Source organism: Afipia sp. GW821-FHT04G03, from assembly GCF_059419985.1.
The window spans coordinates 198,883-225,283 of record NZ_JBWKSV010000005.1 but is presented as its reverse complement, the minus strand read 5'-3'; the positions used below and the strand labels follow the sequence as shown (position 1 = coordinate 225,283).

General features: G+C 60.3%; 30 protein-coding genes. 24 read left to right on the top strand and 6 right to left on the bottom strand.

Going from position 1 to position 26,401, the window contains the following annotated elements:
- The first annotated feature begins 13 nt into the window (after positions 1-13).
- The 11 genes from AC07UB_RS22775 (at position 14) to AC07UB_RS22725 (ending at position 10,351) form a co-directional block, all read left to right on the top strand.
- A complete protein-coding gene (locus AC07UB_RS22775; RefSeq protein WP_492790111.1) occupies positions 14-922 on the top strand; it encodes an AAA family ATPase in 909 nt (302 codons plus the stop codon).
- A 13-nt stretch (positions 923-935) separates the two neighbouring features.
- Positions 936-2,132: a vWA domain-containing protein gene (locus AC07UB_RS22770; protein WP_492790110.1), complete on the top strand. Its 1,197-nt coding sequence runs from the start codon at positions 936-938 to the stop codon at positions 2,130-2,132.
- A gap of 11 nt (positions 2,133-2,143) precedes the next feature.
- Positions 2,144-2,473 (top strand): XdhC family protein, encoded by a 330-nt coding sequence (locus tag AC07UB_RS22765; protein WP_492790109.1) that lies wholly within the window; start codon positions 2,144-2,146, stop codon positions 2,471-2,473.
- On the top strand, positions 2,470-3,180 hold the full coding sequence (locus tag AC07UB_RS22760) for an XdhC family protein (RefSeq protein WP_492790108.1): 711 nt from the start codon (positions 2,470-2,472) through the stop codon (positions 3,178-3,180). The genes AC07UB_RS22765 and AC07UB_RS22760 overlap by 4 nt, the downstream gene beginning before the upstream one ends.
- Positions 3,177-4,781, top strand: coding sequence for an NTP transferase domain-containing protein (locus AC07UB_RS22755; protein WP_492790107.1), 1,605 nt, complete (start codon positions 3,177-3,179; stop codon positions 4,779-4,781). The genes AC07UB_RS22760 and AC07UB_RS22755 overlap by 4 nt, the downstream gene beginning before the upstream one ends.
- A gap of 90 nt (positions 4,782-4,871) precedes the next feature.
- Positions 4,872-5,282, top strand: a complete 411-nt coding sequence (locus AC07UB_RS22750) for a DUF4189 domain-containing protein (RefSeq protein WP_492790106.1) — start codon at positions 4,872-4,874, stop codon at positions 5,280-5,282.
- 148 nt (positions 5,283-5,430) lie between these two features.
- Positions 5,431-6,141, top strand: coding sequence for a TetR/AcrR family transcriptional regulator (locus AC07UB_RS22745; protein ID WP_492790105.1), 711 nt, complete (start codon positions 5,431-5,433; stop codon positions 6,139-6,141).
- Complete coding sequence (locus tag AC07UB_RS22740; RefSeq protein ID WP_492790104.1) at positions 6,138-6,908, top strand: HlyD family secretion protein; 771 nt, start codon at positions 6,138-6,140, stop codon at positions 6,906-6,908. Before AC07UB_RS22745 ends, AC07UB_RS22740 begins: the two co-directional genes overlap by 4 nt.
- Entirely contained in the window at positions 6,905-7,846 is a 942-nt protein-coding gene (locus AC07UB_RS22735) for an ABC transporter ATP-binding protein (protein ID WP_492790103.1), read from the top strand. Before AC07UB_RS22740 ends, AC07UB_RS22735 begins: the two co-directional genes overlap by 4 nt.
- On the top strand, positions 7,843-8,991 hold the full coding sequence (locus AC07UB_RS22730; RefSeq protein ID WP_492790102.1) for an ABC transporter permease: 1,149 nt from the start codon (positions 7,843-7,845) through the stop codon (positions 8,989-8,991). The genes AC07UB_RS22735 and AC07UB_RS22730 overlap by 4 nt, the downstream gene beginning before the upstream one ends.
- Positions 8,992-9,034: 43 nt before the next feature.
- Complete coding sequence (locus AC07UB_RS22725) at positions 9,035-10,351, top strand: adenylate/guanylate cyclase domain-containing protein (RefSeq protein ID WP_494655016.1); 1,317 nt, start codon at positions 9,035-9,037, stop codon at positions 10,349-10,351.
- A 6-nt stretch (positions 10,352-10,357) separates the two neighbouring features.
- On the opposite strand, the gene AC07UB_RS22720 is transcribed toward AC07UB_RS22725, so the two are convergent.
- The 4 genes from AC07UB_RS22720 to AC07UB_RS22705 all read right to left on the bottom strand — a co-directional run bounded on the left by AC07UB_RS22720 (position 10,358) and on the right by AC07UB_RS22705 (position 13,957).
- Complete coding sequence (locus AC07UB_RS22720) at positions 10,358-11,638, bottom strand: MFS transporter (RefSeq protein WP_492790100.1); 1,281 nt, start codon at positions 11,636-11,638, stop codon at positions 10,358-10,360.
- A gap of 115 nt (positions 11,639-11,753) precedes the next feature.
- Positions 11,754-12,524, bottom strand: coding sequence for a cellulose biosynthesis protein BcsS (gene bcsS / locus AC07UB_RS22715; RefSeq protein ID WP_492790099.1), 771 nt, complete (start codon positions 12,522-12,524; stop codon positions 11,754-11,756).
- A 140-nt stretch (positions 12,525-12,664) separates the two neighbouring features.
- Positions 12,665-13,126, bottom strand: coding sequence for a DUF488 domain-containing protein (locus AC07UB_RS22710; protein WP_492790098.1), 462 nt, complete (start codon positions 13,124-13,126; stop codon positions 12,665-12,667).
- 27 nt (positions 13,127-13,153) lie between these two features.
- Positions 13,154-13,957, bottom strand: coding sequence for a DUF72 domain-containing protein (locus tag AC07UB_RS22705; RefSeq protein WP_492790097.1), 804 nt, complete (start codon positions 13,955-13,957; stop codon positions 13,154-13,156).
- A 294-nt stretch (positions 13,958-14,251) separates the two neighbouring features.
- Between AC07UB_RS22705 and AC07UB_RS22700 the strand changes: the two genes are divergently transcribed.
- The 10 genes from AC07UB_RS22700 (at position 14,252) to AC07UB_RS22655 (ending at position 21,811) form a co-directional block, all read left to right on the top strand.
- Positions 14,252-15,364: a glycosyltransferase gene (locus AC07UB_RS22700; RefSeq protein WP_492790096.1), complete on the top strand. Its 1,113-nt coding sequence runs from the start codon at positions 14,252-14,254 to the stop codon at positions 15,362-15,364.
- Positions 15,361-16,860, top strand: a complete 1,500-nt coding sequence (locus AC07UB_RS22695) for a glycosyltransferase family 39 protein (RefSeq protein ID WP_492790095.1) — start codon at positions 15,361-15,363, stop codon at positions 16,858-16,860. The genes AC07UB_RS22700 and AC07UB_RS22695 overlap by 4 nt, the downstream gene beginning before the upstream one ends.
- 213 nt (positions 16,861-17,073) lie before the next feature.
- Positions 17,074-17,397 (top strand): hypothetical protein, encoded by a 324-nt coding sequence (locus tag AC07UB_RS22690; RefSeq protein WP_494655070.1) that lies wholly within the window; start codon positions 17,074-17,076, stop codon positions 17,395-17,397.
- Between the two features lie 130 nt (positions 17,398-17,527).
- The gene (locus AC07UB_RS22685) at positions 17,528-17,668 is read left to right on the top strand and encodes a hypothetical protein (protein WP_492792811.1); all 141 of its coding nucleotides are present in this window, start codon (positions 17,528-17,530) and stop codon (positions 17,666-17,668) included.
- Positions 17,661-17,957 carry a hypothetical protein gene (locus AC07UB_RS22680; RefSeq protein WP_494655012.1) on the top strand — a complete coding sequence of 99 codons (297 nt, stop codon included), beginning with the start codon at positions 17,661-17,663 and terminating at the stop codon, positions 17,955-17,957. Before AC07UB_RS22685 ends, AC07UB_RS22680 begins: the two co-directional genes overlap by 8 nt.
- 83 nt (positions 17,958-18,040) lie before the next feature.
- On the top strand, positions 18,041-18,244 hold the full coding sequence (locus tag AC07UB_RS22675) for a hypothetical protein (RefSeq protein WP_494655010.1): 204 nt from the start codon (positions 18,041-18,043) through the stop codon (positions 18,242-18,244).
- A gap of 26 nt (positions 18,245-18,270) precedes the next feature.
- Positions 18,271-18,999, top strand: coding sequence for a sensor histidine kinase (locus AC07UB_RS22670; RefSeq protein ID WP_494655008.1), 729 nt, complete (start codon positions 18,271-18,273; stop codon positions 18,997-18,999).
- 795 nt (positions 19,000-19,794) lie between these two features.
- Positions 19,795-20,643, top strand: coding sequence for a hypothetical protein (locus tag AC07UB_RS22665; protein WP_494655006.1), 849 nt, complete (start codon positions 19,795-19,797; stop codon positions 20,641-20,643).
- Positions 20,630-21,127 (top strand): hypothetical protein, encoded by a 498-nt coding sequence (locus tag AC07UB_RS22660; protein ID WP_494655004.1) that lies wholly within the window; start codon positions 20,630-20,632, stop codon positions 21,125-21,127. Before AC07UB_RS22665 ends, AC07UB_RS22660 begins: the two co-directional genes overlap by 14 nt.
- A 3-nt stretch (positions 21,128-21,130) precedes the next feature.
- A complete protein-coding gene (locus AC07UB_RS22655; RefSeq protein WP_494655002.1) occupies positions 21,131-21,811 on the top strand; it encodes a hypothetical protein in 681 nt (226 codons plus the stop codon).
- Between the two features lie 72 nt (positions 21,812-21,883).
- Here the strand turns inward: AC07UB_RS22655 and groL are convergent, their stop codons facing one another.
- Together groL and AC07UB_RS22645 are read right to left on the bottom strand one after the other, a co-directional pair.
- On the bottom strand, positions 21,884-23,527 hold the full coding sequence (gene groL, locus AC07UB_RS22650; protein ID WP_492790090.1) for a chaperonin GroEL: 1,644 nt from the start codon (positions 23,525-23,527) through the stop codon (positions 21,884-21,886).
- 56 nt (positions 23,528-23,583) lie between these two features.
- On the bottom strand, positions 23,584-23,901 hold the full coding sequence (locus AC07UB_RS22645) for a co-chaperone GroES (protein WP_492790089.1): 318 nt from the start codon (positions 23,899-23,901) through the stop codon (positions 23,584-23,586).
- A 497-nt stretch (positions 23,902-24,398) separates the two neighbouring features.
- Here AC07UB_RS22645 and AC07UB_RS22640 point away from each other — a divergent pair, with 497 nt between their 5' ends.
- The 3 genes from AC07UB_RS22640 (at position 24,399) to AC07UB_RS22630 (ending at position 26,293) form a co-directional block, all read left to right on the top strand.
- The gene (locus AC07UB_RS22640; protein ID WP_494655000.1) at positions 24,399-24,713 is read left to right on the top strand and encodes an usg protein; all 315 of its coding nucleotides are present in this window, start codon (positions 24,399-24,401) and stop codon (positions 24,711-24,713) included.
- Positions 24,714-24,831: 118 nt separating this feature from the next.
- Positions 24,832-25,419, top strand: coding sequence for a cupin domain-containing protein (locus AC07UB_RS22635; RefSeq protein ID WP_494654998.1), 588 nt, complete (start codon positions 24,832-24,834; stop codon positions 25,417-25,419).
- 64 nt (positions 25,420-25,483) lie between these two features.
- The gene (locus AC07UB_RS22630) at positions 25,484-26,293 is read left to right on the top strand and encodes an aminoglycoside phosphotransferase family protein (RefSeq protein WP_494654997.1); all 810 of its coding nucleotides are present in this window, start codon (positions 25,484-25,486) and stop codon (positions 26,291-26,293) included.
- Positions 26,294-26,401 lie beyond the last annotated feature (108 nt).

The window sequence follows — 26,401 nt, the reverse complement described above, 5'->3', positions numbered from 1 at the left end:
GAGTGATTTGAGTATGAGCAAGATTCCGGCGTCAGTCGATGCAACGCTCGATCTGCTCACCAGCCGCGGCTATCTCGCCGAGCGCTCGCTCGCGACCGTCGTGTATCTGTCGCTGCGCATGGGCCGTCCCTTGTTTCTGGAAGGCGAGGCGGGCGTCGGCAAGACCGAGATCGCCAAGGTTCTCGCTGCAGCGCTCGGGCGCAAGCTGATCCGTCTGCAATGCTATGAAGGTCTCGACGTCGCCTCCGCAGTGTACGAGTGGAACAGCGCAGCGCAGATGATTGCCATTCGTCTGGCCGAGGCCAGCGGCGAAACCGATCGCGACCAGCTCTCGTCCGATGTGTTCGCGGAAAAATATCTCATCAAACGTCCGCTGCTTCAGGCGCTCGAAAGCGATGTCGCCGGTCCGCCCGTGCTGCTAATCGATGAACTCGACCGTGCCGATGAGGCCTTCGAAGCGTACTTGCTGGAAATCCTCAGCGATTTTCAGGTGACGATTCCTGAATTCGGCACCGTGAAAGCGCCGCAGCCGCCCATCGTCATTGTGACGTCTAACCGCACCCGCGAGATTCACGACGCCCTCAAGCGACGCTGCCTTTATCACTGGGTCGATTATCCATCCGCCGAGCGCGAACTGGCCATCGTCAAGTCGCGCGTGCCGAACATCAGCGCGAAGCTGTCGCAGCAGGTGGTCGGATTCGTGCAAACGCTGCGCGAACAGGACCTGTTCAAGGTGCCGGGCGTGGCGGAAACCATCGACTGGGCAACGGCACTGACCGAACTCGACGCGCGTTCGCTGACGCCGCAGGTGGTGGGCGATACGCTCGGCGCGTTGCTGAAGTATCAGGATGATATCGGGCGTATGCAGGGCCCCGCGCTCGACAAGGTCATCAAGGAAGCTGTCAGCGATCCTGCTGCCTGAATGCGACATCGTCATGCCGAATGACATCGAGACCCCAGCCACCGGACTGATCGCTGACAATATCATCGGCTTTGCGCGTGCGCTGCGGGTCGCGGGATTGCCCATCGGTCCGGGTGCTGTGATCGACGCGCTGAATGCGATGCGCTTGATCGACATCGGCAACCGCGCGGACCTTTTCACCACGCTCGAATCTGTTTTCGTGAAGCGCCGCGAGCACGCGCTGGTGTTCGCGCAGGCGTTCGATCTTTTCTTCCGCCGCGCCGAGGGCACCGAGCACATGCTGGATTCGGTGCCGCTGCCGCCTGAAGCGCAAAAGCCGCCGCCGCCGGCCTCGCGGCGCGTTCAGGAGGCCTTTGCAAAAAGCCGAAATATGGAGGCGCCCGAAATCGAGGAGAAGAACGTTCAGCTCTCGGTGTCGGATCGCGAGGTTCTCCAGCGCAAGGATTTTGCGCAGATGAGCGCCGCCGAGATCGCCGAGGTCGCGCGTGCAATTGCGCAGATGAAATTGCCGCAGGCCGAGTTGCGTACGCGGCGCTTCAAGCCGGACACACACGGCACACGACTCGATCTGCGGCGGACGTTGCGCGGAAGCCTGCGTACCGGCGGGGAGATCGTGAAATTTCATCGCCTCGGTCGCATCGACAAGCCCGCGCCGATCGTCGCGCTGCTCGATATTTCCGGTTCGATGACGGACTACACGCGGCTGTTCCTGCAATTCCTCCATGCGATCACCGATGCGCGCAAGCGCGTCTCGGTGTTCCTGTTTGGCACGCGGCTGACTAACGTCACGCGAGCGCTTCGTGCGCGCGATCCCGACGAAGCGCTGGCGGCGTGCTCAAGCAGCGTCGAGGATTGGGCCGGCGGCACCCGGATCGCGACCTCGCTGCACAATTTCAACAATCTCTGGGGCCGCCGGGTGTTGGGGCAGGGCGCCATCGTGCTGCTGATCTCGGACGGTCTGGAGCGTGAGGCGGATTCCCGGCTGGAATTCGAGATGGACCGGCTGCATCGCTCGTGCCGCCGTCTGATCTGGCTCAATCCGTTACTGCGGTTCGATGGCTTCGAGGCCAAGGCGCACGGCATTAAAATGATGCTGCCGCATGTTGATGAATTCCGCCCCGTACATAACTTGAAGTCCATGGAAACGCTGATTGCCGCGCTGTCGTCGGAGCAACCGCCCCGTCGCATCGACGCCCGCTCCGCAGCCTGAGGAATCGAATCATGCTCAACCGCGACGAAGATATTCTCAAAGCCGCTGAGACCTGGACCAAGGCCGGACACGGCGTTGCGCTCGCGACCGTGGTCGAAACCTGGGGCTCCGCGCCGCGTCCGGCAGGATCGAGCCTTGTCATCAATGACGACGGCACCTTTCTGGGCTCCGTCTCCGGCGGCTGCGTTGAAGGTGCCGTGGTAACGGAAGCGCTGGACGTGATCGCAAGCGGCAAGCCCAAGATGCTCGAGTTTGGCGTTGCGGATGAAACGGCATGGAATGTCGGGCTGTCGTGCGGTGGGACCATCCGCGTGTTTGTCGAGAAGGTGGGCAACTCTTGAAACAGGATACGCTGACTGAACTGAATGCGGAGCGCGCCGCGCGCCGCGCCGTGGTTGTTGTCACGGATGTCGCAAGCGGCGAGCAGCGCCTGATCAAGGCTGCCAACGTCGCGTCCGATCCGCTGCACGCCGAACTCGACAAGCACTTGCGCATGGGCAAGAGCGGCATGATCGAGATCGACGGCAAGAAGCTGTTCCTGAACGTCTATGCGCCGACCGCGCGTCTTGTCATCATCGGCGCGGTTCACATCAGTCAGGCGCTGGCGCCATTGGCACAATCGCTGGATTACGATGTATTCGTGGTTGATCCGCGCACGGCGTTTGCTTCGCCCGAGCGATTTCCCGACGTCCCGCTGTTCGCAGACTGGCCCGATGTGGCGCTGCCGCCGCTCAATGTCGACCGCTACACGGCGTTCGTCGCGCTGACGCACGATCCGAAGGTCGACGATCCGGCGTTGCTGCATGCGCTGGAACGTGACTGCTTCTACATCGGCGCGCTCGGGTCGCGAAAGACGCATGGCAAGCGCGTGGATAGGCTCAAGGCGCAAGGCGCAAGCGAGCAGAGCATTGCGCGCATTCACGCGCCGATAGGCCTGAACATCGGCGCAGTCTCGCCCTCTGAGATCGCAGTTGCTATCATGGCTGAAATCACAGCGCGCCTTCGGCTGCCGGCCGATGCGCCGCTCAAAACGAAGTCCGCAGCATGAAATTCGGGTCTGTTGCGCCGGAAGACGGTCTTGGCGGCGTCACGGTTCACGCCATCCGTCAGGGCTCGCTCGTTCTCAAGAAGGGGAGCGTGATCGGGGCTGCTGAAATCGCCGCGCTGAAGCAGGCGGGCATCACGGAAATTGTCGTCGCAAGGCTGGACGACGGCGACGTGTCGGAAGACGAAGCGGCGGCGAGCATTGCGCAGGCGGTGGCTGGCGAAGGCGTCAGCGTCGAACGCGCGTTCACCGGACGCGCCAATCTGTTCGCCGCAGAAGCCGGTGTGCTGGTGGTGGACCGCGACGCGGTGGACCGCATCAACCGCGTGGACGAAGCGATCACCTTCGCAACACTGTCGGCTTTCAAGGCGGTCGTGGTTGGCGAAATGATCGCGACCGTCAAGATCATTCCGTTCGGTGTGGAAGCGAAACTGCGCGATGCTGCGGTGGTCGCTGCAGCCGCCGGACGTATGCATGTTGCGCCGTTCAAGATCAAACGTGTCGGAGTCGTCTCGACGATGCTGCCGGGGCTGGCTCCGAAAGTGATCGAGAAGACGTTGCGCGTGACGCAGGAGCGTCTCGCGCCGGCCGGCGCCGAGATCATTGCCGAACGCCGCGTTCCGCATGATGAAGATGCATTGGCGCCTGCGATCGAAGAACTGCTCGCACTGGGCGCCGAACTGGTGCTGGTGTTCGGCGCATCGGCCATCGCCGACCGCCGCGACGTGATTCCGGCCGCCATCGAAAATATCGGCGGTCTGGTCGAGCATTTCGGGATGCCGGTCGATCCCGGCAATCTCATGCTGATCGGAAAGGTCAACAACCTGCCGGTGCTGGGCGCGCCGGGATGCGCGCGCTCGCCGAAGGAGAACGGCTTCGACTGGATCCTGATGCGGCTGCTGGCCGGGCTTCCGGTCACGCGCGCCGATGTCACCGGCATGGGCGTCGGCGGCCTGCTGATGGAAATCGTGACCCGGCCGCAGCCGCGCGTGCCGGTCGAGACCGGTGGCGACCGGAAAGTTGCAGCAATGATCCTTGCCGCGGGGCGCTCGACCCGTATGGGCGGGCCGAACAAGCTGCTGGCCGAACTGAACGGCAAGAAGCTGGTACGAATTGTTGCCGAGCAGGCGCTGGCTTCGAAAGCATCACCTGTCATCGTCGTCACGGGTCATCAGGGCGACGAAGTCGAGGCCGCGTTACAAGGGCTCAAGGTCCAGTTCGTGCGCAATCCGGCCTTTGCCGAAGGTCTCGCGACGTCGGTGAAAACCGGCATCGGCGCGGTCCCTGAAAGCACCGATGGTGTGGTGGTCTGCCTCGGCGATATGCCGCTGATCGATTCAAAACTGATCGACCGCCTCGTCGAATCGTTTGCGCCGGATCGCGGCTCGCTGATCGTCGTGCCGGTGGCCGGGGGACGGCGCGGTAATCCGGTATTGTGGTCGCGGCGGTTCTTCCCCGAATTGATGACGCTCGACGGCGACATCGGCGCGCGGCATCTCATTGCGCAACATGCGGAGACGGTGGCGGAGGTCGAGGTCGAAGGGAAAAGCGCCTTCCTCGACATCGACACGCCCGAAATGCTGGCGGACGCGCAGCGCAAATAGAGAACGCTCAGGCATGATCGCTTTTCGGGATCGTGCCTTTCCGTTTCGTTCACCAAGTTGAAACGCCCTTCGGCTTAGATGACTCCCGGGATGACCTCTGGGGAGGGGATTTTGCTCGACCGTAATGCCGCGTATTTCCGCGCGATTTTCGTTTTTGCTTTGGTTTTGTCTTTTGCCTCTTACTGCCTTGCGACGTCCGTTCACGCAGCGGGCGCGCTGGCTGTCGGAAAATGCGGGGCTTACGGCCAGGCTTTCGACTACCCGGCAGAGCAGGGCGCGCGCGCCGCTGCGCTCAAGCAGTGCAAAGGCAATTGCAGCGCGGTCACCATGAAACGCGCCTGCGCTGCGTTGTCCCTCGACATGGCCAAGCCTTGCGGCGCTCACGGCTACGCGGTTGCACCGCGCATCTCCAGCGCGCTCAATGAGGCGATGAAGAAATGCTACGCGTTCGGCGGCAAGGAATGCGTGATCCGTGCCTGGGCCTGCGACGCGCGGGGTTGAGCGAAGCTTCAGCCCTGTCGTGAGCGAAACTGAGTTTCGGCCAGACTCGCAGTCTGAAATTTATCATAAAATCAAAGGCTTATAGAGGTCTGGCACTGCCGCTCAGTTTATTCTTGAATATGACTGACCCGTCAGTCATATTCAAGGCATGACAAAAGTACCGCTCATCAATACCCGCCCGTCGAAGGATCGCTCCGACCGCAACGTAAAAGCGCGTGCGCCCAGCGAGCGCGCCGCGACGAAACGTCCATCCAAGCGCGCGGTCGGCGCGACCGAACGGCGCGCGGCGATCGTTGCCGCTGGTCTTGATGAATTCACCGCCAAGGGTTTTGCCGCGACGCGCCTCGATGATGTCGCCAAACGGGCGGGGGTCGCCAAGGGCACGATCTATCTGCACTTCAAGGACAAGGAAGCGCTGTTTCAGGAACTGGTGCGCACCGCACTGGGGCCGCTGATCGTGCGGATTTCGAATCCGCCGATAGGGGCCGATGCGGGATCGGCGCGCGCTGCGATGGAGGCGCTGGTGAATACGTTCGCCCATGATGTCATCGGAACGCGGCGTGCCGACATCGTGCGCATGATCATTGCCGAAGGCACGCGCTTTCCCGCGCTGGCCGAATTCTATTACCGCGAGGTGATCGCTCATGGCATCGCCGGGATGCGGAAGCTGATTGAATATGGCATCGCGCGCGGCGAGATCCGCAATCCGGGTCTGGCGGACTTTCCGCAGCTTGTGGTCGCGCCTCTAGTGGTGGCGATCATCTGGCAGGGCCTTTTCGGCAAACATGCGCCGCTCGATGCGGCGGCGATGCTGCGCGTTCATCTCGATTTGATTTTTGATGAAGGGAAGGCGGCATGATTGCGTCGCGAAAAGTTATGCCGGCTCTCGTCCTGTTGCTGGCGGCAAGTCTGGCCGGATGCGGGGACTCGAAGAATCCCGGTTACCAGGGCTGGATCGAGGCCGACCTGATCTTCGTCAGTCCTGATGAACAGGGCCGCGTCGTCAAGCTCAATGTCCGGGAAGGCGATCACGTCGAGGCAGGCGCGCCGCTTTATGCGGTCGATGACGATCTCCAGCGCGCCGATCTGAACCAGAGCAACGCGACACTCGCCAACGCGAAGCAGGCCTATGATCGCGCCGCCGCGTTGAGCAAGACCGGCTCGGGGACGCAGGCGAATTTCGATTCCGCGCTGGCCTCGCTGCGGGTTGCCGAGGCACGGGTGAACACCTCGCAGACGAAACTTGAACGGCGTCAGATGAAGGCGCCTATCGCTGGCACGATCCAGCAGATCTATTTCCGGGAAGGCGAGACCGTTCCGGCGCAGCGGCCTGTGATTTCGATTCTGCCGCCGGGCAACATGAAGGTCCGGTTCTTCGTTCCGGAGCCCGAATTACCGAAGCTCAAGGTCGGCCAGGACGTTCGCGTCACATGCGACGGCTGCGCCGGCGAGCTGATCGCGAAGATCTACTTCATTGCCACCACGGCGGAATACACGCCGCCCGTGATCTACAGTCTCGATGAGCGCTCGAAGCTCGTCTATCTGATCCAGGCGCGGCCGAACAAACCCGAGAGCCTGCGCGTCGGTCAACCGGTGAGTATTTTCACCACTGGAAAGACGCCGTGAGCAACGCAGCAGCGCCGTCCGACATCGCGATCGAGGTCAAGGGCCTGTCGAAATCGTTCAGCGGCCGCGAGGTGGTGCATGACCTGTCGATGAAGGTGAAGCGCGGCTCAATCTATGGCTTCCTCGGGCCGAACGGCTCCGGCAAGACCACGACCATCCGCATGCTGTGCGGACTGCTTACGCCCGACAGCGGTGAGGGGAGGTGCCTCGGCTACGACATCCGGCGCGATGCCGACAAGATCAAGCGGCATGTCGGCTACATGACGCAGCGCTTCAGCCTTTATCAGGATCTCTCGGTGCGCGAGAATCTCGAATTCGTCGCGCGGCTTTATGGCGTGCGTGATCCACGCGCCGCGGCGCGCGAGATGATCAAGCGCATCGGTCTCTCCGGGCGCGAGGAGCAGCTTGCAGGTGAACTTTCCGGAGGCTGGAAGCAGCGCCTCGCGCTCGGCGCATGCACATTGCCCAGCCCGCAATTGCTGCTGCTCGACGAGCCGACCGCGGGCGTCGATCCCAAGGCGCGGCGTGAATTTTGGAACGAGATTCATGCGCTCGCGGCGGATGGCCTCACGGTGCTGGTCTCGACGCATTACATGGACGAGGCCGAACGCTGCCATGAGATCGCGTATATCGCCTACGGCAACCTGCTGGCGCACGGCACCGTCGAGGAGGTAATCGCGAAATCCGCGCTGACGACGTACACCGTGACGGGCGAGGGATTGAACCAGCTCACCATGGAGCTGATCGACAAGCCGGGTATCGACATGGTCGCGCCGTTCGGCACCAGCCTGCATGTTTCCGGGCGTGATGACGCCGCGCTGGAAGCGGCGATTGCGCCCTACAAGACCGGCAGCGGTGTCTCGTGGCACAAATCCGAACCGTCGCTCGAAGACGTCTTCATCGAGTTGATGGGCCGCTCGAAGGATAATTTCCAATGAGCGAAACACAGATCACAAATGGTGGCATGGCGGGTTTCTGGCAGCGCACCTATGCGATGCTGACCAAAGAGTTCATCCAGTTGCGGCGCGACCGCGTGTCGTTCGCGATGATTGTGATGCTCCCCATCATGCAGCTTTTGCTGTTCGGCTATGCCATCAACACCACGCCGCGCCAGTTGCCGACGGCCGTGCTGTTGCAGGAAGACAGCGATCTGGGGCGTTCGATTCTCAAGGCGCTCCAGAACACGACGTATTTCCGGTTCACCCGCGAGGTTCACACCGTAGCGGAATTCGACAGCCTGCTGGAATCCGGCAAGGTGCTGTTCGGTGTGGAGATTCCGCGCGGCTTTGAGCGCGCGGTCCGGCGCGGCGACAAGCCCGCGTTGCTGGTCGCTGCCGATGCGACCGACCCGGTGGCGTCGGGATCGGCGCTCGGGGCACTCGGACAGATCGTGCAGAGTTCGCTCAAGCATGATCTGCAAGTCGGCGAGCCGCCGGAGATGCCGTTCGAGATTCGCGCTCATGCGCGCTACAATCCCGCGGCGTCGTCGCGGCTGAACATCGTGCCGGGGCTGGTGGGCACCATCCTGACCATGACCATGCTGATTTTCACGGCGCTGTCGGTGACTCGCGAGATCGAACGCGGCACGATGGAGAACCTACTGGCGATGCCGATCACGCCGGTCGAGGTGATGCTCGGCAAGATCATTCCCTACGTGCTCGTCGGATTTTTACAGGCCACGATCATCATCGGCATCGGGTTCTTTCTGTTTCAGGTGCCGATCCTCGGCAGCCTGTGGATGCTGGCGCTGCTGTCCACGCTGTTTATCGCGGCGAACCTGTCCATTGGATACACATTCTCGACCATCGCGCAGAACCAGTTGCAGGCGATGCAGATGTCGATGATGTTTTTCCTGCCGAACATCCTGCTGTCCGGCTTCATGTTTCCGTTCGCCGGAATGCCGGTTTGGGCGCAGTGGATCGGCGAAGCGCTGCCGCTGACGCACTATATCCGCATCGTCCGCGCGATCATGCTGAAGGGCGCGTCCATCGAAAACCTCCAGTACGACGCGATTGCATTGTGCGTGCTGGTGCTGGTGGCCATGACTATCGCGGTCACGCGATTCCGACGCACGCTGGATTGAGGCGCTCCGGTATTTCTGTATTCTGTCCCATGCCGGAAGGCAGATGCTGTGGGGCCGGGCGATGGGCAAGCCGGAAAGCCATGCTTATGGAGAAGATCCGGCGATGTCGGAGGACTTCCGGCGCGCGCTGACGCGTCAGATACTCAAGACCGAACTGATCCGCATCAAGGCCTTGATTGTCACGGTATCGACGCTGACCGCAGTGCTCTGGACGTACTATATCATTGCGCCCGAACAGGTGGACCGGCTCTGGCACGGCAATCTCAAGCCGGCGTATCTCTACATTATTCTGGTGCCATTTATTCTTTTCGAGATTGCGGTTCACACGCTCGTCAAGCGGCAGCTCGCTCTCGATCGTGATGTGCCGGTTGTTCGCCGTTACCTGAGCGCATTTATCGAGATCAGCACGCCGACAGTCGCGCTGGCGCTTCACATCGACAACATGGGCTCCGTTCAGGCGCTCGGCTATGTCGTGCCGTTGACGTATTTCATTTTCATCATTCTCTCGACACTGCGGCTGGATTTCTGGCTATCGACCTTCACCGGATTCGTTGCCGCGGCGGAGTTGTTCGCGATGGCGATGTTCTATCATCCGGATGCACCGCCGGATGTGGACTATCATCTCATTCGCAGCATGATTGTTTTTATCTGTGGAATTCTCGCCGGCGCGGTCGGGGTTCAGTTGCGCCGGCAATTTGTGAAAAGCATCGCGGCGGTCAACGCACGGGACAGGGTGACCAACCTGTTTGGCCAGCACGTCTCCGCCCAAGTCGTCGAGCGGTTGCTGACGGAAGGGACCAGCACGGAAAGCAATACGCGCCACGTCGCCGTCATGTTCGTGGATTTTCGCAGCTTTACGGCGGCTGCACGGTCGCGCAGTCCGCAGGAAGTCGTCGACCGGCTGGACGGCATCTTTGCCGTGCTGGTCGAAATTCTCGATCGTCACGGCGGTATCGTGAACAAGTTTCTCGGCGACGGCTTTCTGGCCTTGTTCGGCGCGCCGCTGGAGACGCCGGATGCCGCGCATCATGCCGTTGCGGCGGCCCGAGAAATGCTGGTGGCCATGACGAACAACAACGAAGCCAGCGCATGGCCGCTGCGCATCGGGATCGGACTTCACTTTGGCGAAGTCGTCGCAGGCAACATCGGCTCATCGCGGCGCAAGGAATATACCGTGATCGGTGATACCGTGAATCTCGCCGCGCGAATTGAAGCTCTCAACAAGGACTTCAATTCGCAATTTCTTCTATCCGACGTCGTCCGGCGTGCGGTCGGCGCGGATTGCGACGACGCAATCTCGCTCGGCGCAGTCGATATTCGCGGTTACGACCGTCCCATGGCGATCTGGCGTCTGGGCTGAGCGGATCTACGCGGCCTCCGCCATCGGGCTTTTCCTGAGCAGCAGCACGGCCCCGGCCGCGATGATGCAAAGAACGCCCGCCGCAAAGAAGGCTGGCAGATAGGTCTCGTATACCGTCCGCGTCAGTCCCGCTCCGAATGCTGCCGTCGCCGATCCAAGCTGGTGGCCGACGAAAACCCATCCGAACACCACTGCGGCGCGTTCGGGGCCGAAGTGTTTCGCTGACAGCTTCACGGTCGGCGGGACGGTGGCGATCCAGTCGAGGCCGTAGAACATCGCGAAAATCGACAGCCCGTAGAACGAGAAATCGGTGAAGGGCAGGAACAGCAGCGACAGCCCGCGCAGGCCGTAATACCAGAACAGCAGCCAGCGATTGTCGTAGCGATCCGATAGCCAGCCGGATGCAATGGTGCCGAAGAAATCGAAAATGCCCATGGCTGCGAGCAAGCTCGCAGAGGTTGTCGCGGGTATTCCGAAGTCGGCGCACATCGGAATGAGATGGGTCTGCACCAGCCCGTTGGTGCTCGCGCCGCAAATGAAGAACGTGCCGAACAGAATCCAGAACACCCGGGTTCGCGCCGCATCGCGCAAGGCCGTGAAAGCCGCTGCGACGATCGAGGTGGCAGGAGGCGGCACCGGGGCAGGGGCGGTGCCGTTATCGCCAACCGGCCGCAATCCGAGGTCGGAAGGGCGGTCTCTCATGAACAGCACGACCACAAGGACGGCGACTGCGAGCATCACGCACATGGTGCCCAAGGCGGTGCGCCAACCGAATGCTTCCGTGAGGTAGGCCATGATTGGCAGGAAGACGAGCTGCCCTGTGGCGACGCTGGCGGCGAAGATTCCAACCACCAAGCCCCGATGCGCGGTGAACCAGCGCGTCGCGACCGTCGCGCCGAGAACCATTGCCGTCATGCCGGTTCCGAATCCGACCACGAAGCCCCATAGCGCGATCAAATGCCAAGCCTCGGTCATGGCCAGCGACGCGAGCAGACCTGTCGTGATGATCGTCAGCGCGGAGATGACAACGTTGCGCAGTCCAAAACGGACCATCAGCGCCGCCGCGAAAGGGGCCATCAGCCCGAACAGCAACAGGCGAATCGAGAGCGCGGACGAAATCTGCGTGGTGGTCCAGCCGAATTCCTTCTCCAGGGGCAGGATGAATACGCCCGGCGCGCCGACCGAGGCCGAGCTCACGAGCGCGGTAAAGAACGTCACTGCGACCATGACCCAGCCGTAGTGGATGCCTCGTGCGGCAAGGCGTGCAGCAACCCATGAAGAAATCATCGCAAGTCCTGAAAGACGGAGAAAACGGAAGGTGTATTTATAGTATGATGATCGTCATACTATTCAACCTTTCGTGTCCTGTTTTTGAACATCTAGCAAAGTCTGGTCTGTGACGCTATCGGCGGGTGAGAAGGCTGAGGCGCCCGTACAGCCCGGAGCGGTGGCTGTTGTCCTCGACGTAGCCGGCGCCGAGCGACCACTCGAAGGCGGCCAGTTTGAACGACGTGATATGCGCACCGATCCGGTACTGCCGGTATACCTCGTCACCCGATGTCTCCAGCTCGGGCCCGGCCCAGAAGCGGTCCATGACGCGCCATCCCGCAGCGGCGCGTACGCCAAACGTGGTTCCGATCGTCGAGCCGGAAATCGATGACGCCAGCATGAGTGTCGTGGTCGGCTCCCACCACAGATCGGCACCGACGCGCAGGCCGGCGCGATTTCCGCGCAGGCTGTTTCCGGGATCGTCCGGGGAGAGACGATGGTTCTGGAGGTCAAGACCGGCGAAGATCTTGGCTTCGAAGTTGCCGTGCTTGATCCGCCATCCCGGCATAAGCGAAGCGAGTAGTCCGGTGCCGCGGATATTGGTTGTGCCTGCGAGGTAGCGATAGGTGCCTGATGCGAGCAGCAATTTCAGCGTGAAGCCGTCCTGGTTCAGGCCGCATGGCGCCCATTGCATGCCGCCGTAGAACGATCCGCCGGTGCGCCAGAGATCGAAGCCGCTGAAATAAAGGAATTTTTCGGGAGACGCGCCACCGTTCAGGCGGCTTTCAACAGGTGCGATCGCATCGGTATCGACGATGGCCGGATCGGCAATAGCTGGCGCGCTACCGCAAAACAGGACAGCGGCAGTGACGCAAAACGCGCCCACTCGTCCAACGCAACACATGGAGCCCCCAGAGCCCCGATGAAAAAACTTAAGTAAAATTACGTAGGTAATTAGAGCGGTGGGGAGGGAGTTCGTCTAGCGAACGAGACGGGAACACCCCATGAACGCAACCAAAGTTATTCTCAGGCCCTGTGGATAACTCAGAATTGCGGGGCGGCCAGGTTGTCTATCTTCACGCCCTCGCGCTCCCCGATAATCTCGGCGATGAACCTGCGGTGGCAGACCTTGTGATCGCGCTCGTAGCAGAGGATGCACACGGGTCCGGCTTTCACGACCAGAGCTTGCAGTTCAACCAATTCTTCGCGCGCCTGCGGAGTCTTGAGATGGGCGTGGTAGATTTTTGACATTGTCTTTACGTCGCCGCTACGTGCCGCCTCGCGTCCGTCCTTCGGTGTGCCCAATCCCCGAAGATGGACATAGCCGATGCCGCGCTCATCCAGGCCTGCGGCGAGTTGCGTCTTGGAAAATCCCGGACGGCGCGATGAAGCGATCGCGCGCACGTCCACCAGCAGTTTCACGCCGGCGCGCTGCAGTTCGTCCAGCACTGCCCTGGCCGGTGTTTGTTCGTAGCCGATGGTGAAAAGCTTTTTGGCTTTGGCCATGCCGACTCCCGTTCGGTTCTTGTTGAATCACTTAACCCGCTCGATCAATTCCATCGCGCCCGCGGGCGCGCGGATTTTGCCTTCATGGATCACATAGGCGAACACGTCGCGGGGCTGTTTCCTGGCAGGCGTCTTGTCGGCGCGGGGCAGGTCATCCGGCTCGCCGCCTTCCGCCCACAATGTCAGCCGTTTCGCCCATTCATCCAGCGCCTTCGGCGGGTAGGCGGTCTTGATCGTGTCCTGTCCAGTCTGAAGACGCGCGTAGACGAAATCGGTGGTGACGTCGGCAATCGCCGGATATTTCGCATGATCGGCGTAGACGACGGCGACGTTATGCTTGCGCAGCAGCGCGATGAACGACGGCGTGCGGAAGCTCTCGTTCCGCACCTCCACCACATGGCGCAGAGCGACGCCGTCGAACTTGCGTGGCAAGAGTTCGAGAAAGGCGCCGAAGTCTGCCTCATCGAATTTTTTGGTCGGCGCAAACTGCCACAGCACTGGGCCGAGCCGGTCACCCATTTCCGTGACCCCGGAATCGTAGAAGCGCTTGATGGAATCGCCGGCCTCCGCCAGTACGCGGCGGTTGGTGGCAAAGCGCGGTCCCTTGACTGAAAATATAAAGCCGTCCGGCACTTCGCTGGCCCATTTGCGGAAGCTCTCGGGCTTCTGCGATCCATAGTAGGTGCCGTTGATCTCGATCGAGGTCAGCTTCGAAGCGGCATAGGAGAGTTCTTTCGCCTGGGTCAGCTTCTCCGGATAGAACACGCCGCGCCATGGCGCGAAGGTCCAGCCGCCGATGCCGATGTGGATTTGGCCCGATTTTTTCGCCATTTTTGCTTCCCTGAGGGGCTCTTGCGGAGCGCGTGTCTCGTACCTATCTAGAACATATCGGCGATGTTGCAGCCCCGCTCCGTCGCCGGGACGACCACGAGAAGACACCGTGAGAGGTTGAGCGCGCCGGATGTACGCGCAGCCTTGATTCTCTCACCGGTTTCCCTCCGTGGTCGTTGGCATTTCTGGACCCCTGACGACGCCCAGCCACCCGATTCCCGGCATTATCGCACCGAAATCGCGGCAGGCGAGGCGTCTTGGCATCGTCCTGCACCCCGGATATACGCTGGCCCCATGACTGAGGCCATCTCCTCCGGGGCGGCGCCTGCACGGCAATTATGCGTCGTGGTGCCGACTTTCAAAGAGCGCGAGAACGTCCCCAAGCTTTTTGCGAAGCTGGACGCCGCGCTGTCCGGTATTGCGTGGGAAGTCATCTTCGTCGACGACAATTCCCCCGACGGCACCTGGGAAGTAGCGCGTCAGTTGGCACAGGCCGACTCGCGGGTCCGGTGCATTCGCCGCGTCGGGCGGCGGGGTCTTTCCGGCGCATGCATCGAGGGCATTCTCGCCACAAGCGCGCCTTACGTCGCGGTGATGGACGCCGACCTGCAGCACGACGAGACCCAGTTGCCCAAGATGCTTGCGCTGCTGCAATCGGGCGAGGCTGAACTTGCCGTCGGCAGCCGCTATGTCAGCGGCGGCGACACCGGCAGTTTCGGCAGCGCGCGTCTCGGCGGCAGCGTGTTCGCGACCAACATCGCCAAGAAACTGCTGCACATCGAGATCGCCGATCCGATGAGCGGGTTCTTTATGATCCGCCGCGACCGCTTCGAGCAGCTTGCGCCCTCGCTCTCGGTGCAGGGGTTCAAGATCCTGCTGGACATCGTGGCGACCGCGGGCGGAAAGCTCCGCGTCACCGAGGTGCCATATTCCTTCGGCGAGCGCCTGCATGGCGAGAGCAAGCTGGATTCGCTGGTAGTGCTGGACTTCCTTGGCCTTGTGCTGGCGAAGCTGACCCACGATCTGGTCTCGCTGCGCTTTCTCCTATTCGCTGTGGTGGGCGCCATCGGCCTTCTGGTCCACTTCGCGACGCTCTATATCGCGCTCGCGTTCAAGGCTCCGTTCGCGGAGGCGCAAGGCATCGCGGCGTTTGTCGCGATGACTGGAAACTTTCTGCTCAACAATCAGCTGACCTATCGCGATCAGCGGTTGAAGGGGCTGTCTCTCGTCCGCGGCCTGTTGCTGTTTTATCTGGTGTGCAGCGTCGGTCTGCTGGCCAATGTCGGCGTCGCGGCCACGGTGTTCGATCAGGAGCCGATCTGGTGGCTCGCGGGCGCAGCCGGCGCGCTGATGGGCGTGGTCTGGAACTACGGCGTCTCCAGTCTTTTCGTCTGGCGCGCGAAATGATCTCCCCCGACGCGAAGCTGGCGCGCGGCACGGCACTCACCGTCGCCGCGTTGGTGCTGCTTCGCCTCATCGCAGGTGCGTTGACGCCGCTGACATTCGACGAGGCCTATTACTGGACCTGGTCGAACCATCTCGCGGGCGGTTATTACGATCACCCATCGATGGTCGCAGTGGTGATCCGCCTCGGCACCATGATCGCAGGCGACACCGCATTCGGCGTGCGGCTGGTCTCGATCCTGCTCGCGCTGCCGATGAGCTGGGCGGTCTATCGCGCGGCGCGCATCCTGTTCGACGACGCCCGCATCGCCGCGACAGCTGCCGTTCTACTCAACGCGACGCTGATGGCTTCGGTCGGCACGACCATTGTGACGCCGGATGCGCCCCTGATGGTGGCAGCGTGCTTCGTGCTCTTTTTCCTCGCCAAGGTCTGGCAGACCCAGCGTGGCGTGTGGTGGCTTGCGGTCGGCGTGGCGGTGGGCTGCGGGCTGTTGTCGAAATACACCGCGCTGTTTTTCGGCGCCGAGATTCTGCTGTGGCTCTTGCTGGTGAAGGACCAGCGCCGCTGGCTGGCGTCGCCGTGGCCGTATCTCGGCGGCATCGTGGCGTTCGCGGTGTTCTCGCCGGTAATCCTGTGGAACGCCGATCATGAGTGGGTGTCGTTCGTCAAGCAGCTCGGCCGCGCGCGGGTCGAAGGCATCACGCTGAAATATCTCGGCGAGATGCTGCCGACACAGTTCGCCTTCGCGACGCCGTCCATTTTCATTCTTGGCGCGTTTGGCCTGACTGCGCTGGCGCGACGCAGATCCAGCAACGTCGCGGGCGCGGCGCTGATCGCCATCAGCGTCTGGATGATCTTCCTTTATTTCGTGTGGCATTCGCTGCACGCCCGCGTCGAGGCCAACTGGCTGGGGCCGGTGTATCCAGCCTTCGCCATCGCGGCTGCGTTCGCGGCGTGGGGCACGGCATGGAGTGCGCGCAACCAGCGCACGGTGGATCTGTCGCGCCGCTTCGCGCTGCCGATCGGTGTCGCGCTGTTCGTCGTTCTGATCGTGCAGGCCAACACCGGCATCTTCACAGGCTTCCGCCGCGATGCGACGGTGCGCAGCGTCGGCGTCGGCTGGCCGCAACTCGCAGCCGAGATCGAGGCGATCCGTTTGGCGCAACATGCGGACTGCGTTGTCGCCGCCGATTACGCCACCACGTCCTGGCTGATCTTCTATCTGCCGAAGGGCACGTGCGTCGCGCAGTACCAGCAGCGCTATCGCTGGACGTTCATGCAGGAGCCGGATGCCGCGCTGCTGAAAGGACGAGTGCTGCTGGTCGGCCCGCCGGGCGCGAGCCTTCCATTCCGCGACGCTTATGCGCGCAGCGAAAATCTCGCCGACCTGGAGCGCAAGCGCAGCGGCGTCGGCTTCGAGACCAATCAGGTCACGCTGCTGGAGGGCGCGAAAGGCGATCCGCTGAATCGCTCGCCGGCGCCGGAACTGCGCGACTAGCTCCCGCGTCCTGCCATTCGTTTGCCCGCATTTTGCCGGTTTCGCGGCGCATTGAACGCGGCTGGCGCCAGGCGCGCTCATCATTTGCGCTTGAAGAAGATCACGAAGCGGGAAACTTTTTGAAGCCTGCGCGATTCTATCCCAGTCATCCGGGAGAAGATCATGACGTCAAAAACAGTCTTCGGCCTGATCGTGCTATGTGGCGTTTCGCTGATGGGGCATGGCGCGCTTGCGGAGCAGGGCACCGAGCAGCAGCGCGAAGCCTGCACGCCGGATGTGTTTCGCTTGTGTGGACGATACATTCCGGATGAAGGCCGGATCACGTCATGCCTGCGAAATTCCGGGCCGCGCCTGAGCCCGGCCTGCTATGCGGTGTTCTATCCGCCGCAGGCGACGCCGCCGCAAGCCGCGGGGCAATCGGCCAACTCGCAGACCACGGGTCAGGCGAACAATCCGCGCGTCATCCGGCCGCAAGCGCCGCCGTCCTCGCAAGCGCCACTGGCTCCGCCGCCGCCTGCGGACAATGACGACGATTGAACGGGGCCTGTGGCTTGCCTCATTCGCGCAAATTCACGCGATTTTCCTGCAATAAACCGATAGCTATCCGCGTGGGAAAGGCGCACAGTCAACCCATGCAAAACCATTGCGCCGCTGCAGGATGCTTCTCATGTCCATGAGAACGCGGCGGGAGACGGTTATCTTCAAGCGTCCGGCACGTATCAAAGGCATTGAACGCCTGCTTCCGGCCGGCGCTTATGAGGTCGTGACCGACGCGCAGCATCGCGATGCGGTGACGCCGAATGTCTAACGACCCCGTCGAACTCGACTCTCATCGTGGCATGGCTGCACAGAAAGCCACCGGGCTGCGGCGGATACTCGCGGATGCGGAAGCCCATGCCGCTATCCTGCGCGAACGCCAATTGGAAATCGAGGCGCAGCTGCTCGATGCGCCCGTGGCGTCGTGGCCCGAAGCTGCGGCCAAGGCGCGTTATGTTTTGAACCTCTTCTACGCCAGCCTGAGTGAGCAGAATACGCATCATCGTGACCTTGTCGCTTCGGTTCTCAAGGACTTCGCCCGGCTCGACAGCGAAAGCTGATATTTTCGACATTCGATTGTTTTTCCGCGAACGATTGATCCTGAAATTCATCCAGACGTTCAGCGGGAACGTGAGGGTTACACATGCTCGATATTACAACCAAGGAGCTCACGTCACGGCACGTCAAGCAGGAGGAGTCGCTTCGGCTTGGAGTCGTGTCGGGATGGTACACTCTCAAGATGAGCGGCACGTTCGTCACCGGCCCGCACGCGACCGAACAGGAAGCGGCCTTGAAGATCGCGGAACTGAGGCCGCCGTCGCCGGTTGTCGCAAAGCGCAAGTTGTGACGGCTGGCCGCAATACAGGATGATCAATGAGTACTGTGCGATATCTCGCGCCGTTACGTGACGTCGAGAGTGAAAATGACCAGCTTCGGCAGTTGCTGATTCAGGCAGGTGTCGAAGCTCACGCCCATGAGGTCGCTGCAAGGTTGCAGACCGTCCTGATCGGCGAGCTGCATCACCGGGTGAAGAACATGCTGGCCATTGCATCTGCCATCGCGTCGCAAAGCCTGCGCGGTGCGCCGAATGTCGAGGCGGCGGCGAAGACAATCGCCAGCCGTCTGGCGGCGCTTGGTGTGTCGCACGATCTTCTGATCCGCGAAAGCTGGACAGGGGCGGGCTGCCGCTCGCTGATCGAGAACGCGATCCTGGCCTTTCAAACCGAGGGGCTGAAGCAATTCACCATCACCGGCGAGAACATCGCGATTTCGTCGGGGCCTGCGGTGGCGCTCTCGATGGTGGTTCATGAGTTGAGCACCAACGCGCTGAAATACGGCGCGTTGTCGGTGCCGGAAGGCCGCGTCTCGATCATCTGGGCGGTCGATGCCGAGGCAGGACGCTTCAAACTCGAATGGCGCGAGAGCAATGGCCCGGCCGTCATCGAGCCGGCGGAGAAAAGTTTCGGCAGCCGCTTCATCGAGCAGGCCTTGCCCGGCCAGCTTCAGGGCGAGGCGCGACTGATTTTCGAGCCGTCGGGCCTCGTCTGCGATGTCAATATCCCGATCGCTTCGCTACAGGAGCCTGTGATCGGGCTCAAGTGATCGCGTCGGTCAACGGCGGATTCAATTTTCAAACAGCCACTTTCAACCAGCCGCGTCTTGTGTCTGCGCATGACCTGATCCGAAAACCGCTTCACACTTTTCGCTGACGCGGCCGTTCCGGTCGGGGTCATGCGTCATCACCCCTGTTGTTGTGACGGCGCGGGGGCGCCCAAATTCATCTCATGCGCCTTGCACCCAAATGAGGGCGCGCGGAACGCCGGATGCGCGAGCGCATCCGCAGCCCCGTGTGCAAAAGTAAAAAGCACACGAGCGTAGTCACCACGGTTGCGCCGGACTCATCCGGCGTTCCGCACGCGGTGGTGCTCCGGCTTGTTTCGTGCTCTCCCCGGCGAACGCCCGTGGGCTGTCACCGTCGTCTCCGCTGAGGCCGATGCTTCCGGTTGGAAGCAAACGGGGCAGACCGGATTTCGCAGGACCACACGACTTGGGCCGGCGCGGATGTTGCGCGGACATGCAAGCGTTGCCGCCCGCAATCCAGCGCACAGCGTGGTTCGTCAGCGCTTGCCCGGATGGTTCACGCGCCCTTTGTACAAGGAACGCGCCCCGCCATCCTTGCGCGCGCCTGACGCTGCCGCGCCACCGCATCCCGCCCCGCGTATCGTGACGATCGCGAAACGCCCCTCATGACGGGGCGGGACGAAAAGGAATATAATCCTAGATCGGAGAATGTCAAGAAAGTCATGCAACTTGACTTTAGTGTGCATGTTCACTATTTGTTCTAATCGCGCTCATTTCGATTGTGCAATCTTGTTAGCTCAACCGAAAGGGGTGCTTATGGATAAGCGGATTACGTTTCGTTTTTATCAAGTAACAAAACCGAGGCAGCATCGTTTCAATTTTGGTGATGTGCTGACGCAGATTGGGGCAATTCCTAGACCGCGAGATCGAGAGCAGCAATTAGCTACGGATTACTACGTGCGTGCAGAAATTGTTGAATCTGCCAGAGGGTCTATTCACGGCGAATTCACAAGAATCCAACGCACAAACTTCCCTTCGGAAATTGATGACAATGGAAGGCGGCCGTTGAGTACAAGAAGTCCGCTCGGACACGGAGTGGTATTTCGCTATCTCCCCGGAACAAGTCAGCTAGGACTGCAATACGATCCCCGCACATTGTCGCCAAGCAAAGTGGCTTATTACGTTTCGCAAATGGTGGATGGCGCGGACTTTGAGCTAACACCTATCGTGAGAGAAGATATTTGGGAAAAGTTTAGCCAAGGAGATGTTCGCAAGATTTCGATTGGAATTGCTCAGCCTACGCATTTGGCCGCAGTTGAGCGTGGTGGAGCTCAATCAATTGCTCAATCGTTTCGCGACATGGGCGAAGCCTATGAAGCTCCAAAGATCAATATTGAACTCTCGATGGGAAACCGGAGAGGCGCTCTTTCTGAAAAAGTAAGAGGGATGGTTCGGCATTTCAGAACGCAGGCTGTTCAAGATCAGGTTGAGATTTCCAGTATGAAAGCAAAAGTAAAGCAGCAAGGAGAGCGAACAGAGGACCTCGATTTACTGGAAGACATTCTTTCGGTGAGAGACAATCTTGAATTGTCTGATAATGACCCTGATAGAAATTACCAAGTTAAACTCGCTGCATTGCGCGAAAAAATGCATGAATGGCTTTAAACGCTTTTTTTGGTTCTTCGAAGCTTACGGACCCGCAGCTAGTGGATTGTTGACGTTTGCGTTTTTGTGGTTGATGCGAGACAAGTTCTTATCGTTGATGGTGGAAGATAAGATTTCAATTGCTAATTTATTTTCTGCGATATTTGGATGGGCTTCGATCCAAACAGGTTGCGTATTTGCAATATACGGTTTCGTCGCCGGAAAAAATGACGGCTTTATCGGAGAAGTTCGTCAAACCCGGTCTATGAAGCGTTTTAGTACATACACGAAGCGAGCGATCATTAGTGGTTTCATTATTACGCTAACCTCAATGCCGCTGATTGTTTGGAAATATACAATAGAGAAAAACGATTATGGCTTTTTCGCAATTATAGCCATTTGGTTTTCAATGTTCATTTGGGCGTTCTTTTCATTCGCGAGGGTCGCGTACATTTTCGGGTTATTAGTCCGCATCGAAGATGTAAAAAAAATTGACGCTGGGTAATCGATGTCGATTGAAAAAATCCATCTACGAAAACTACTGCGCCTCTTTTATGCAAGGCCAAGTCTACAAACGACTCTCCTTCGTGAAGATATAAGAAATGGGATCAAAAAAGATAAACGAAAGAAAGAAGGTAAAAAAGGTACAGGCGGTGATTTTTATGTCCCGTTTTGGGCGGACGCAAAAGATCACATTGCGGGCAAATTGGATTTGCGAAATCAGTCCGAGTATCGGATTGAAAAAAACGAAGGGCGAGGGCGACTTTACAATGCACTGACAGACGGTTTTTTGGGTGTGTGGGAAGAAAAAATTCGATGGAGGAACGAAAAATTTGAATTCCGCGCTGAGATAACCAATAGTCAACTTGCTATCAGCGAACTAAATGCAATCGTAAAAATTGAAAATGTCCTTGCTGTCAAAATATGGGACGGATCGAGTCGTGCCGTTTATCCATATTTCTATGAAGATCCGATTTTACCGATCGATGGAGTAAGGCTTGGATTTTGGGCTCTTCAACAGGGGCTAACTGATTTCAATTCGGACCATCTGAGAATTTTGGATGTATTGCGAAGCTCTTATTACCGTCCTGAAGATGTTCGGTTGCAGGGCGACGAGCGAGAAGTTTTTATCCAAAAATACAGGGCAATTCTAAAGGAGTGGGAAAAATTGCGGCGGGACTATCCTTGACGAATTTCTTCACAAAAAACCCCGGCATTGCTGCCGGGGTTTTGCATTTCATAACTGCGAAGGAAGCGTGGATCAGAAATCCATGCCGCCCATGCCGCCGCCCGGAGGCATTCCGCCGCCGCCTGCGCCGCCCTTCTTGGGCAGCTCGGCGATCATGGCTTCGGTGGTGATCAGAAGCGCCGCAACCGAAGCTGCGTTCTGGATCGCCGCACGAACGACCTTGGTCGGGTCGATGATGCCCTTGGAGACGAGGTTGCCGTATTCGCCCGACTGCGAGTCGAAGCCGTACGAATACTGATCCTTCTCGAGGATCTTGCCGACGATGACCGAGCCGTCTTCGCCTGCGTTGATGGCGATCTGGCGGGCCGGAGCGGAGAGCGCCTTGCGGACGATCTCGACGCCGGTCTTCTGGTCGTCGTTCTGGGTCTTGATGCGCTTGAGCTGCTCGGAAGCACGCAGCAGGGCGACGCCGCCGCCCGGCACGATGCCTTCTTCAACAGCCGCGCGGGTCGCGTGCATCGCGTCATCAACGCGATCCTTGCGCTCCTTCACTTCAACCTCGGTCGCGCCGCCGACGCGGATCACCGCGACGCCGCCTGCGAGCTTGGCCAGACGCTCCTGAAGCTTCTCGCGGTCGTAGTCCGAAGTGGTTTCTTCGATCTGCGCCTTGATCTGCGACACGCGCGCCTCGATGTCGGCCTTCTTGCCGGCGCCGTTGACGATGGTGGTGTTTTCCTTGTCGATCATCACCTTCTTGGCGCGGCCCAGCATCTGCAGGGTCACGTTCTCAAGCTTGATGCCGAGGTCTTCCGAGATCGCCTGGCCGCCGGTCAGGACAGCGATGTCCTGCAGCATGGCCTTGCGGCGATCGCCGAAGCCCGGAGCCTTCACGGCTGCAACCTTGAGGCCGCCACGGAGACGGTTGACGACGAGGGTGGCGAGAGCTTCGCCTTCGACGTCTTCAGCAACGATGACAAGCGGCTTGCCGGTCTGCACGACGGCTTCCAAGAGCGGAAGCAGTTCGTTCAGCGACGAGAGCTTCTTCTCGTTGATGAGGATGTAGGCGTCGTCGAACTCGACGCGCATCTTGTCGGCGTTGGTGACGAAGTAGGGGGAGATGTAGCCGCGGTCGAACTGCATGCCTTCGACGACGTCCAGTTCGGTCTCGAGCGACTTGGCTTCTTCAACCGTGATGACGCCCTCGTTGCCGACCTTCTTCATCGCGTCTGCGAGGAACTTGCCGATTTCGGCGTCGCCGTTGGCGGAGATGGTGCCGACCTGGGCGATTTCCTCGTTCGAGGTGACCTTCTTGGAGTTCTTGACGAGATCAGCGACCACGGCTTCCACAGCCAGGTCGATGCCGCGCTTCAGGTCCATCGGGTTCATGCCGGCGGCAACCGACTTGGCGCCTTCCTTGACGATGGCCTGGGCCAGAACGGTCGCGGTGGTGGTGCCGTCGCCGGCAGCGTCTGCCGACTTCGAGGCCACTTCACGGACCATCTGCGCGCCCATGTTCTCGAACTTGTCTTCAAGCTCGATTTCCTTGGCGACGGTGACGCCGTCCTTGGTGATGCGGGGAGCGCCGAACGACTTGTCGAGAACGACGTTGCGGCCCTTCGGACCGAGCGTCACCTTGACGGCATTGGCGAGGATGTCGACGCCGCGCAGCATCTTGTCGCGCGCTTCGACACCGAATTTGACTTCTTTAGCTGACATGTTGGGTTTCCTTGGAGTTCAGGAAGTTTTGGAATTTCAGGTGAGAGAGGGCGCTCTTAAGCGGCCTTCTTCTTGGCGGCGGGCAGTCCGGTGATGACGCCCATGATGTCGCTTTCCTTCATGATCAGGACGTCCTGATTGTCGATCTTCACTTCGGTGCCCGACCATTTGCCGAACAGGACGACGTCGCCGACCTTGAGGTCGATCGGGATCAGCTTGCCGGCTTCGTCGCGGCCGCCCGGACCAACCGAGAGAATCTCGCCCTGCGAGGGCTTCTCTTTGGCGCTGTCCGGAATGATGATGCCGCCAGCAGTCTTCTCTTCGGCGTCGATACGCTTGACCACGACGCGGTCGTGAAGCGGACGGAATTTCATGCAGTCCTCCTAAAACTTTGATGATGCTTGTATTTTACGAATTGGCAGTCTTGATGAGCGAGTGCTATCGCGACTGCTGTGGACATAGTCCGACGGCCCGGAACGGGCAAGGGGGTCTAGCAAGTTTCTTGGCAATCTGAAACCGCGACTGCCAGGGAATTGGCCATCATTGTTAACCTTGCGCATGATCCCGAAAGCATGCCCTCGGGCGCGACCCAAGGGCGCCGGTTCTCGGTCCAGACCATACGCCATCAGGGCATGCGGCTGTTAGCAGACCGACTCCCATGCTGCTAATGCCTGCGGAATCAACAACTTAGTGAACTTTTCATCTTGTTGGCGCTTGATTCTCATTCGACACTTGCACGCGTGTTCCGCAAAAGTGGGCACCGGTTTTGCGATCAGAACACGCGTTGCTTTTGATTTGACGCGTGTTCTGCGGCTAACCGGAAGACCACTTAACCGGAAAACGCTACGGGGGGCCGGATCAGGAGGATCGGATGGGTCAGAAGCATGTTGGTCAGACTGGCGTACTGCCGGGCGGGATTGCCTCGGACGATTTCAAAAAGCAGCTCGCAGGCTACGGCCTGACCACGGCCGAAATTCTCTACCGCCGCCCCGATCACCAGTGGTTGCTGCAATCCTACGTCTGGCAGAACTACGACCTGTTCCCGAACTTCCCCGCGCTGAAGGATTTCCTCGCCTTCTGGCAGTCCAAGCTGGACGGGCCGCTGGTCGGCGTCACCGTCGCGCACTCCAAGCTGATCAAGCCGGCCGAGCTGAAGGCGGTGGACGGGATGTTCAGGCTGCACTGAGGCACAGCCCTTCGCATCGGCCTTTCGCGCGCGCCGGCCGCATTGTCGGGACGGCGGGCAGTGGCTAACCTCCGGCACGGTCGCATCGGGACTGAGGCGGCCAACAGGGAGGCAGCGCATGGCCGGGAAAAAAGCGGCGACGACCAGGTCGACCAAGACAAAATCGGCCGCCACAAAATCCGCAAAAGCGAAACCGGCGGCGCGGCCTGCCGCTTTGAAAAAATCCGCGCCGCGCACGAAGGCCGCCGCCTCCACGTTGCGCGCAAAGGCCAAATCGCGAAAGTCTGTGCGGGGCGCATCGCCTGTGAAGCAAGCACGTGCGAAGCAGCGGTTCGTCGTCAGCCATCATCGCGAAGAAGATTTCAGGGCCGATGGCTTGCGCGCCTATGCGCAATATCGCGATCTCGGCATCGCGAAGGGCACTCACGGGTTAGCGCAGGCTCACGTCATCCGGCTGATCGGACCGTGCGATCCGAAGGAAGTCTCGAAACTGCATTTCCACAGCGTGGATTTCCAGATGGTGTACGTCCTCAGAGGCTGGGTGAAGACCTACCTCGAAGGTCAGGGCGAGATACTGATGCGCGAAGGCAGCTGCTGGACGCAGCCGCCGCGCATCAAGCATCTCATCCGCGATTACTCGGACGATTGCGAATTGCTGGAAGTCATCCTGCCGGCGGAATTCGAGACGGTTGAACTGACGGCGTAGACCTTGATACGTCCGATTGCCGCAGGATGGTGCGAACCCGCATTCCATGTCGTAAGTATCGGCGATGTTCGATCAATATCTGCGCACCTGGAATCTGATTCCCGACGGGGCACCCATCATAACGCGCGCATCCCGCCTCTTGCCGGTCCGGCATAACGGCGCGGCGGCGATGCTGAAGATTGCCGATCACGACGATGAGCGTATCGGCGGATCGCTGATGCAGTGGTGGAACGGCGAGGGGGCGGCGCGCGTACTGGCGCGCGACGACGTTGCTATTTTGCTGGAACGCGCGGAAGGCATGGCGTCGCTCGCCGAAATGTCCCGCACAGGGCGCGACGATGAGGCCTGCGCCATTCTCTGCAACGTGGCTGCGCGGTTGCATGGGCATCGATCCAACCCGCCGCCCGGCCTGGTGCCGCTGGTGCAGTGGTTTCGCGACCTCGAACCCGCCGCGGCAAAATTCGGTGGCATCCTGCTGCAATCCGCGGAAGCTGCGCGACTATTGCTGGCAGAGCCGCGCGATGTCCGGGTTCTGCATGGCGACCTGCATCATAACAATGCGCTGGATTTCGGCGCTCGCGGATGGCTCGCGATCGATCCGAAGCATCTCATCGGAGAACGCTGCTTCGATTATGCGAACATCTTCACGAACCCGGACCTCGACCATCCGCAATGGCCGGTCGCGACAATTCCGGAGCGGTTTGCGCGGCGGCTGGAGATCGTGACGGATGTCGCGAACATCGAGCGGACGCGGATGCTGCGCTGGATTCTGGCTTGGACGGGTTTGTCCGCAGCCTGGTATCTCGAAGATGGCGATCCCGCCGAAATCGACCTGCGCGTCGCGGAATTGGCGTCGGCGGAATTAAACCGCTGACGCGAACTGAGTGACGATACGCGCCGGCAACGGTCTATGGCTGATTTCAGTTCCAGGGCCGTTTATTTATACCGTCGGTTTTTACGGCTCGGTAACTACACCACCAGA

Coding starts and splice junctions, on each gene's coding strand:
- AC07UB_RS22685 (WP_492792811.1), top strand. CDS start 17,528: ATGTCCATGAGAACGCGGCGGGAGACGGTTATCTTCAAGCGTCCGGCA.
- AC07UB_RS22730 (WP_492790102.1), top strand. CDS start 7,843: ATGAGCGAAACACAGATCACAAATGGTGGCATGGCGGGTTTCTGGCAG.
- AC07UB_RS22680 (WP_494655012.1), top strand. CDS start 17,661: ATGTCTAACGACCCCGTCGAACTCGACTCTCATCGTGGCATGGCTGCA.
- AC07UB_RS22660 (WP_494655004.1), top strand. CDS start 20,630: ATGAATGGCTTTAAACGCTTTTTTTGGTTCTTCGAAGCTTACGGACCC.
- AC07UB_RS22695 (WP_492790095.1), top strand. CDS start 15,361: ATGATCTCCCCCGACGCGAAGCTGGCGCGCGGCACGGCACTCACCGTC.
- AC07UB_RS22665 (WP_494655006.1), top strand. CDS start 19,795: ATGGATAAGCGGATTACGTTTCGTTTTTATCAAGTAACAAAACCGAGG.
- AC07UB_RS22635 (WP_494654998.1), top strand. CDS start 24,832: ATGGCCGGGAAAAAAGCGGCGACGACCAGGTCGACCAAGACAAAATCG.
- AC07UB_RS22670 (WP_494655008.1), top strand. CDS start 18,271: ATGAGTACTGTGCGATATCTCGCGCCGTTACGTGACGTCGAGAGTGAA.
- bcsS (WP_492790099.1), bottom strand. CDS start 12,524: ATGTGTTGCGTTGGACGAGTGGGCGCGTTTTGCGTCACTGCCGCTGTC.
- AC07UB_RS22655 (WP_494655002.1), top strand. CDS start 21,131: ATGTCGATTGAAAAAATCCATCTACGAAAACTACTGCGCCTCTTTTAT.
- AC07UB_RS22725 (WP_494655016.1), top strand. CDS start 9,035: ATGCTGTGGGGCCGGGCGATGGGCAAGCCGGAAAGCCATGCTTATGGA.
- AC07UB_RS22750 (WP_492790106.1), top strand. CDS start 4,872: ATGACCTCTGGGGAGGGGATTTTGCTCGACCGTAATGCCGCGTATTTC.
- AC07UB_RS22705 (WP_492790097.1), bottom strand. CDS start 13,957: ATGGCGAAAAAATCGGGCCAAATCCACATCGGCATCGGCGGCTGGACC.
- AC07UB_RS22740 (WP_492790104.1), top strand. CDS start 6,138: ATGATTGCGTCGCGAAAAGTTATGCCGGCTCTCGTCCTGTTGCTGGCG.
- AC07UB_RS22745 (WP_492790105.1), top strand. CDS start 5,431: ATGACAAAAGTACCGCTCATCAATACCCGCCCGTCGAAGGATCGCTCC.
- AC07UB_RS22630 (WP_494654997.1), top strand. CDS start 25,484: ATGTTCGATCAATATCTGCGCACCTGGAATCTGATTCCCGACGGGGCA.
- AC07UB_RS22720 (WP_492790100.1), bottom strand. CDS start 11,638: ATGATTTCTTCATGGGTTGCTGCACGCCTTGCCGCACGAGGCATCCAC.
- AC07UB_RS22690 (WP_494655070.1), top strand. CDS start 17,074: ATGGGGCATGGCGCGCTTGCGGAGCAGGGCACCGAGCAGCAGCGCGAA.
- AC07UB_RS22770 (WP_492790110.1), top strand. CDS start 936: ATGCCGAATGACATCGAGACCCCAGCCACCGGACTGATCGCTGACAAT.
- AC07UB_RS22710 (WP_492790098.1), bottom strand. CDS start 13,126: ATGGCCAAAGCCAAAAAGCTTTTCACCATCGGCTACGAACAAACACCG.
- AC07UB_RS22755 (WP_492790107.1), top strand. CDS start 3,177: ATGAAATTCGGGTCTGTTGCGCCGGAAGACGGTCTTGGCGGCGTCACG.
- AC07UB_RS22640 (WP_494655000.1), top strand. CDS start 24,399: ATGGGTCAGAAGCATGTTGGTCAGACTGGCGTACTGCCGGGCGGGATT.
- AC07UB_RS22765 (WP_492790109.1), top strand. CDS start 2,144: ATGCTCAACCGCGACGAAGATATTCTCAAAGCCGCTGAGACCTGGACC.
- AC07UB_RS22645 (WP_492790089.1), bottom strand. CDS start 23,901: ATGAAATTCCGTCCGCTTCACGACCGCGTCGTGGTCAAGCGTATCGAC.
- AC07UB_RS22675 (WP_494655010.1), top strand. CDS start 18,041: ATGCTCGATATTACAACCAAGGAGCTCACGTCACGGCACGTCAAGCAG.
- AC07UB_RS22700 (WP_492790096.1), top strand. CDS start 14,252: ATGACTGAGGCCATCTCCTCCGGGGCGGCGCCTGCACGGCAATTATGC.
- AC07UB_RS22775 (WP_492790111.1), top strand. CDS start 14: ATGAGCAAGATTCCGGCGTCAGTCGATGCAACGCTCGATCTGCTCACC.
- groL (WP_492790090.1), bottom strand. CDS start 23,527: ATGTCAGCTAAAGAAGTCAAATTCGGTGTCGAAGCGCGCGACAAGATG.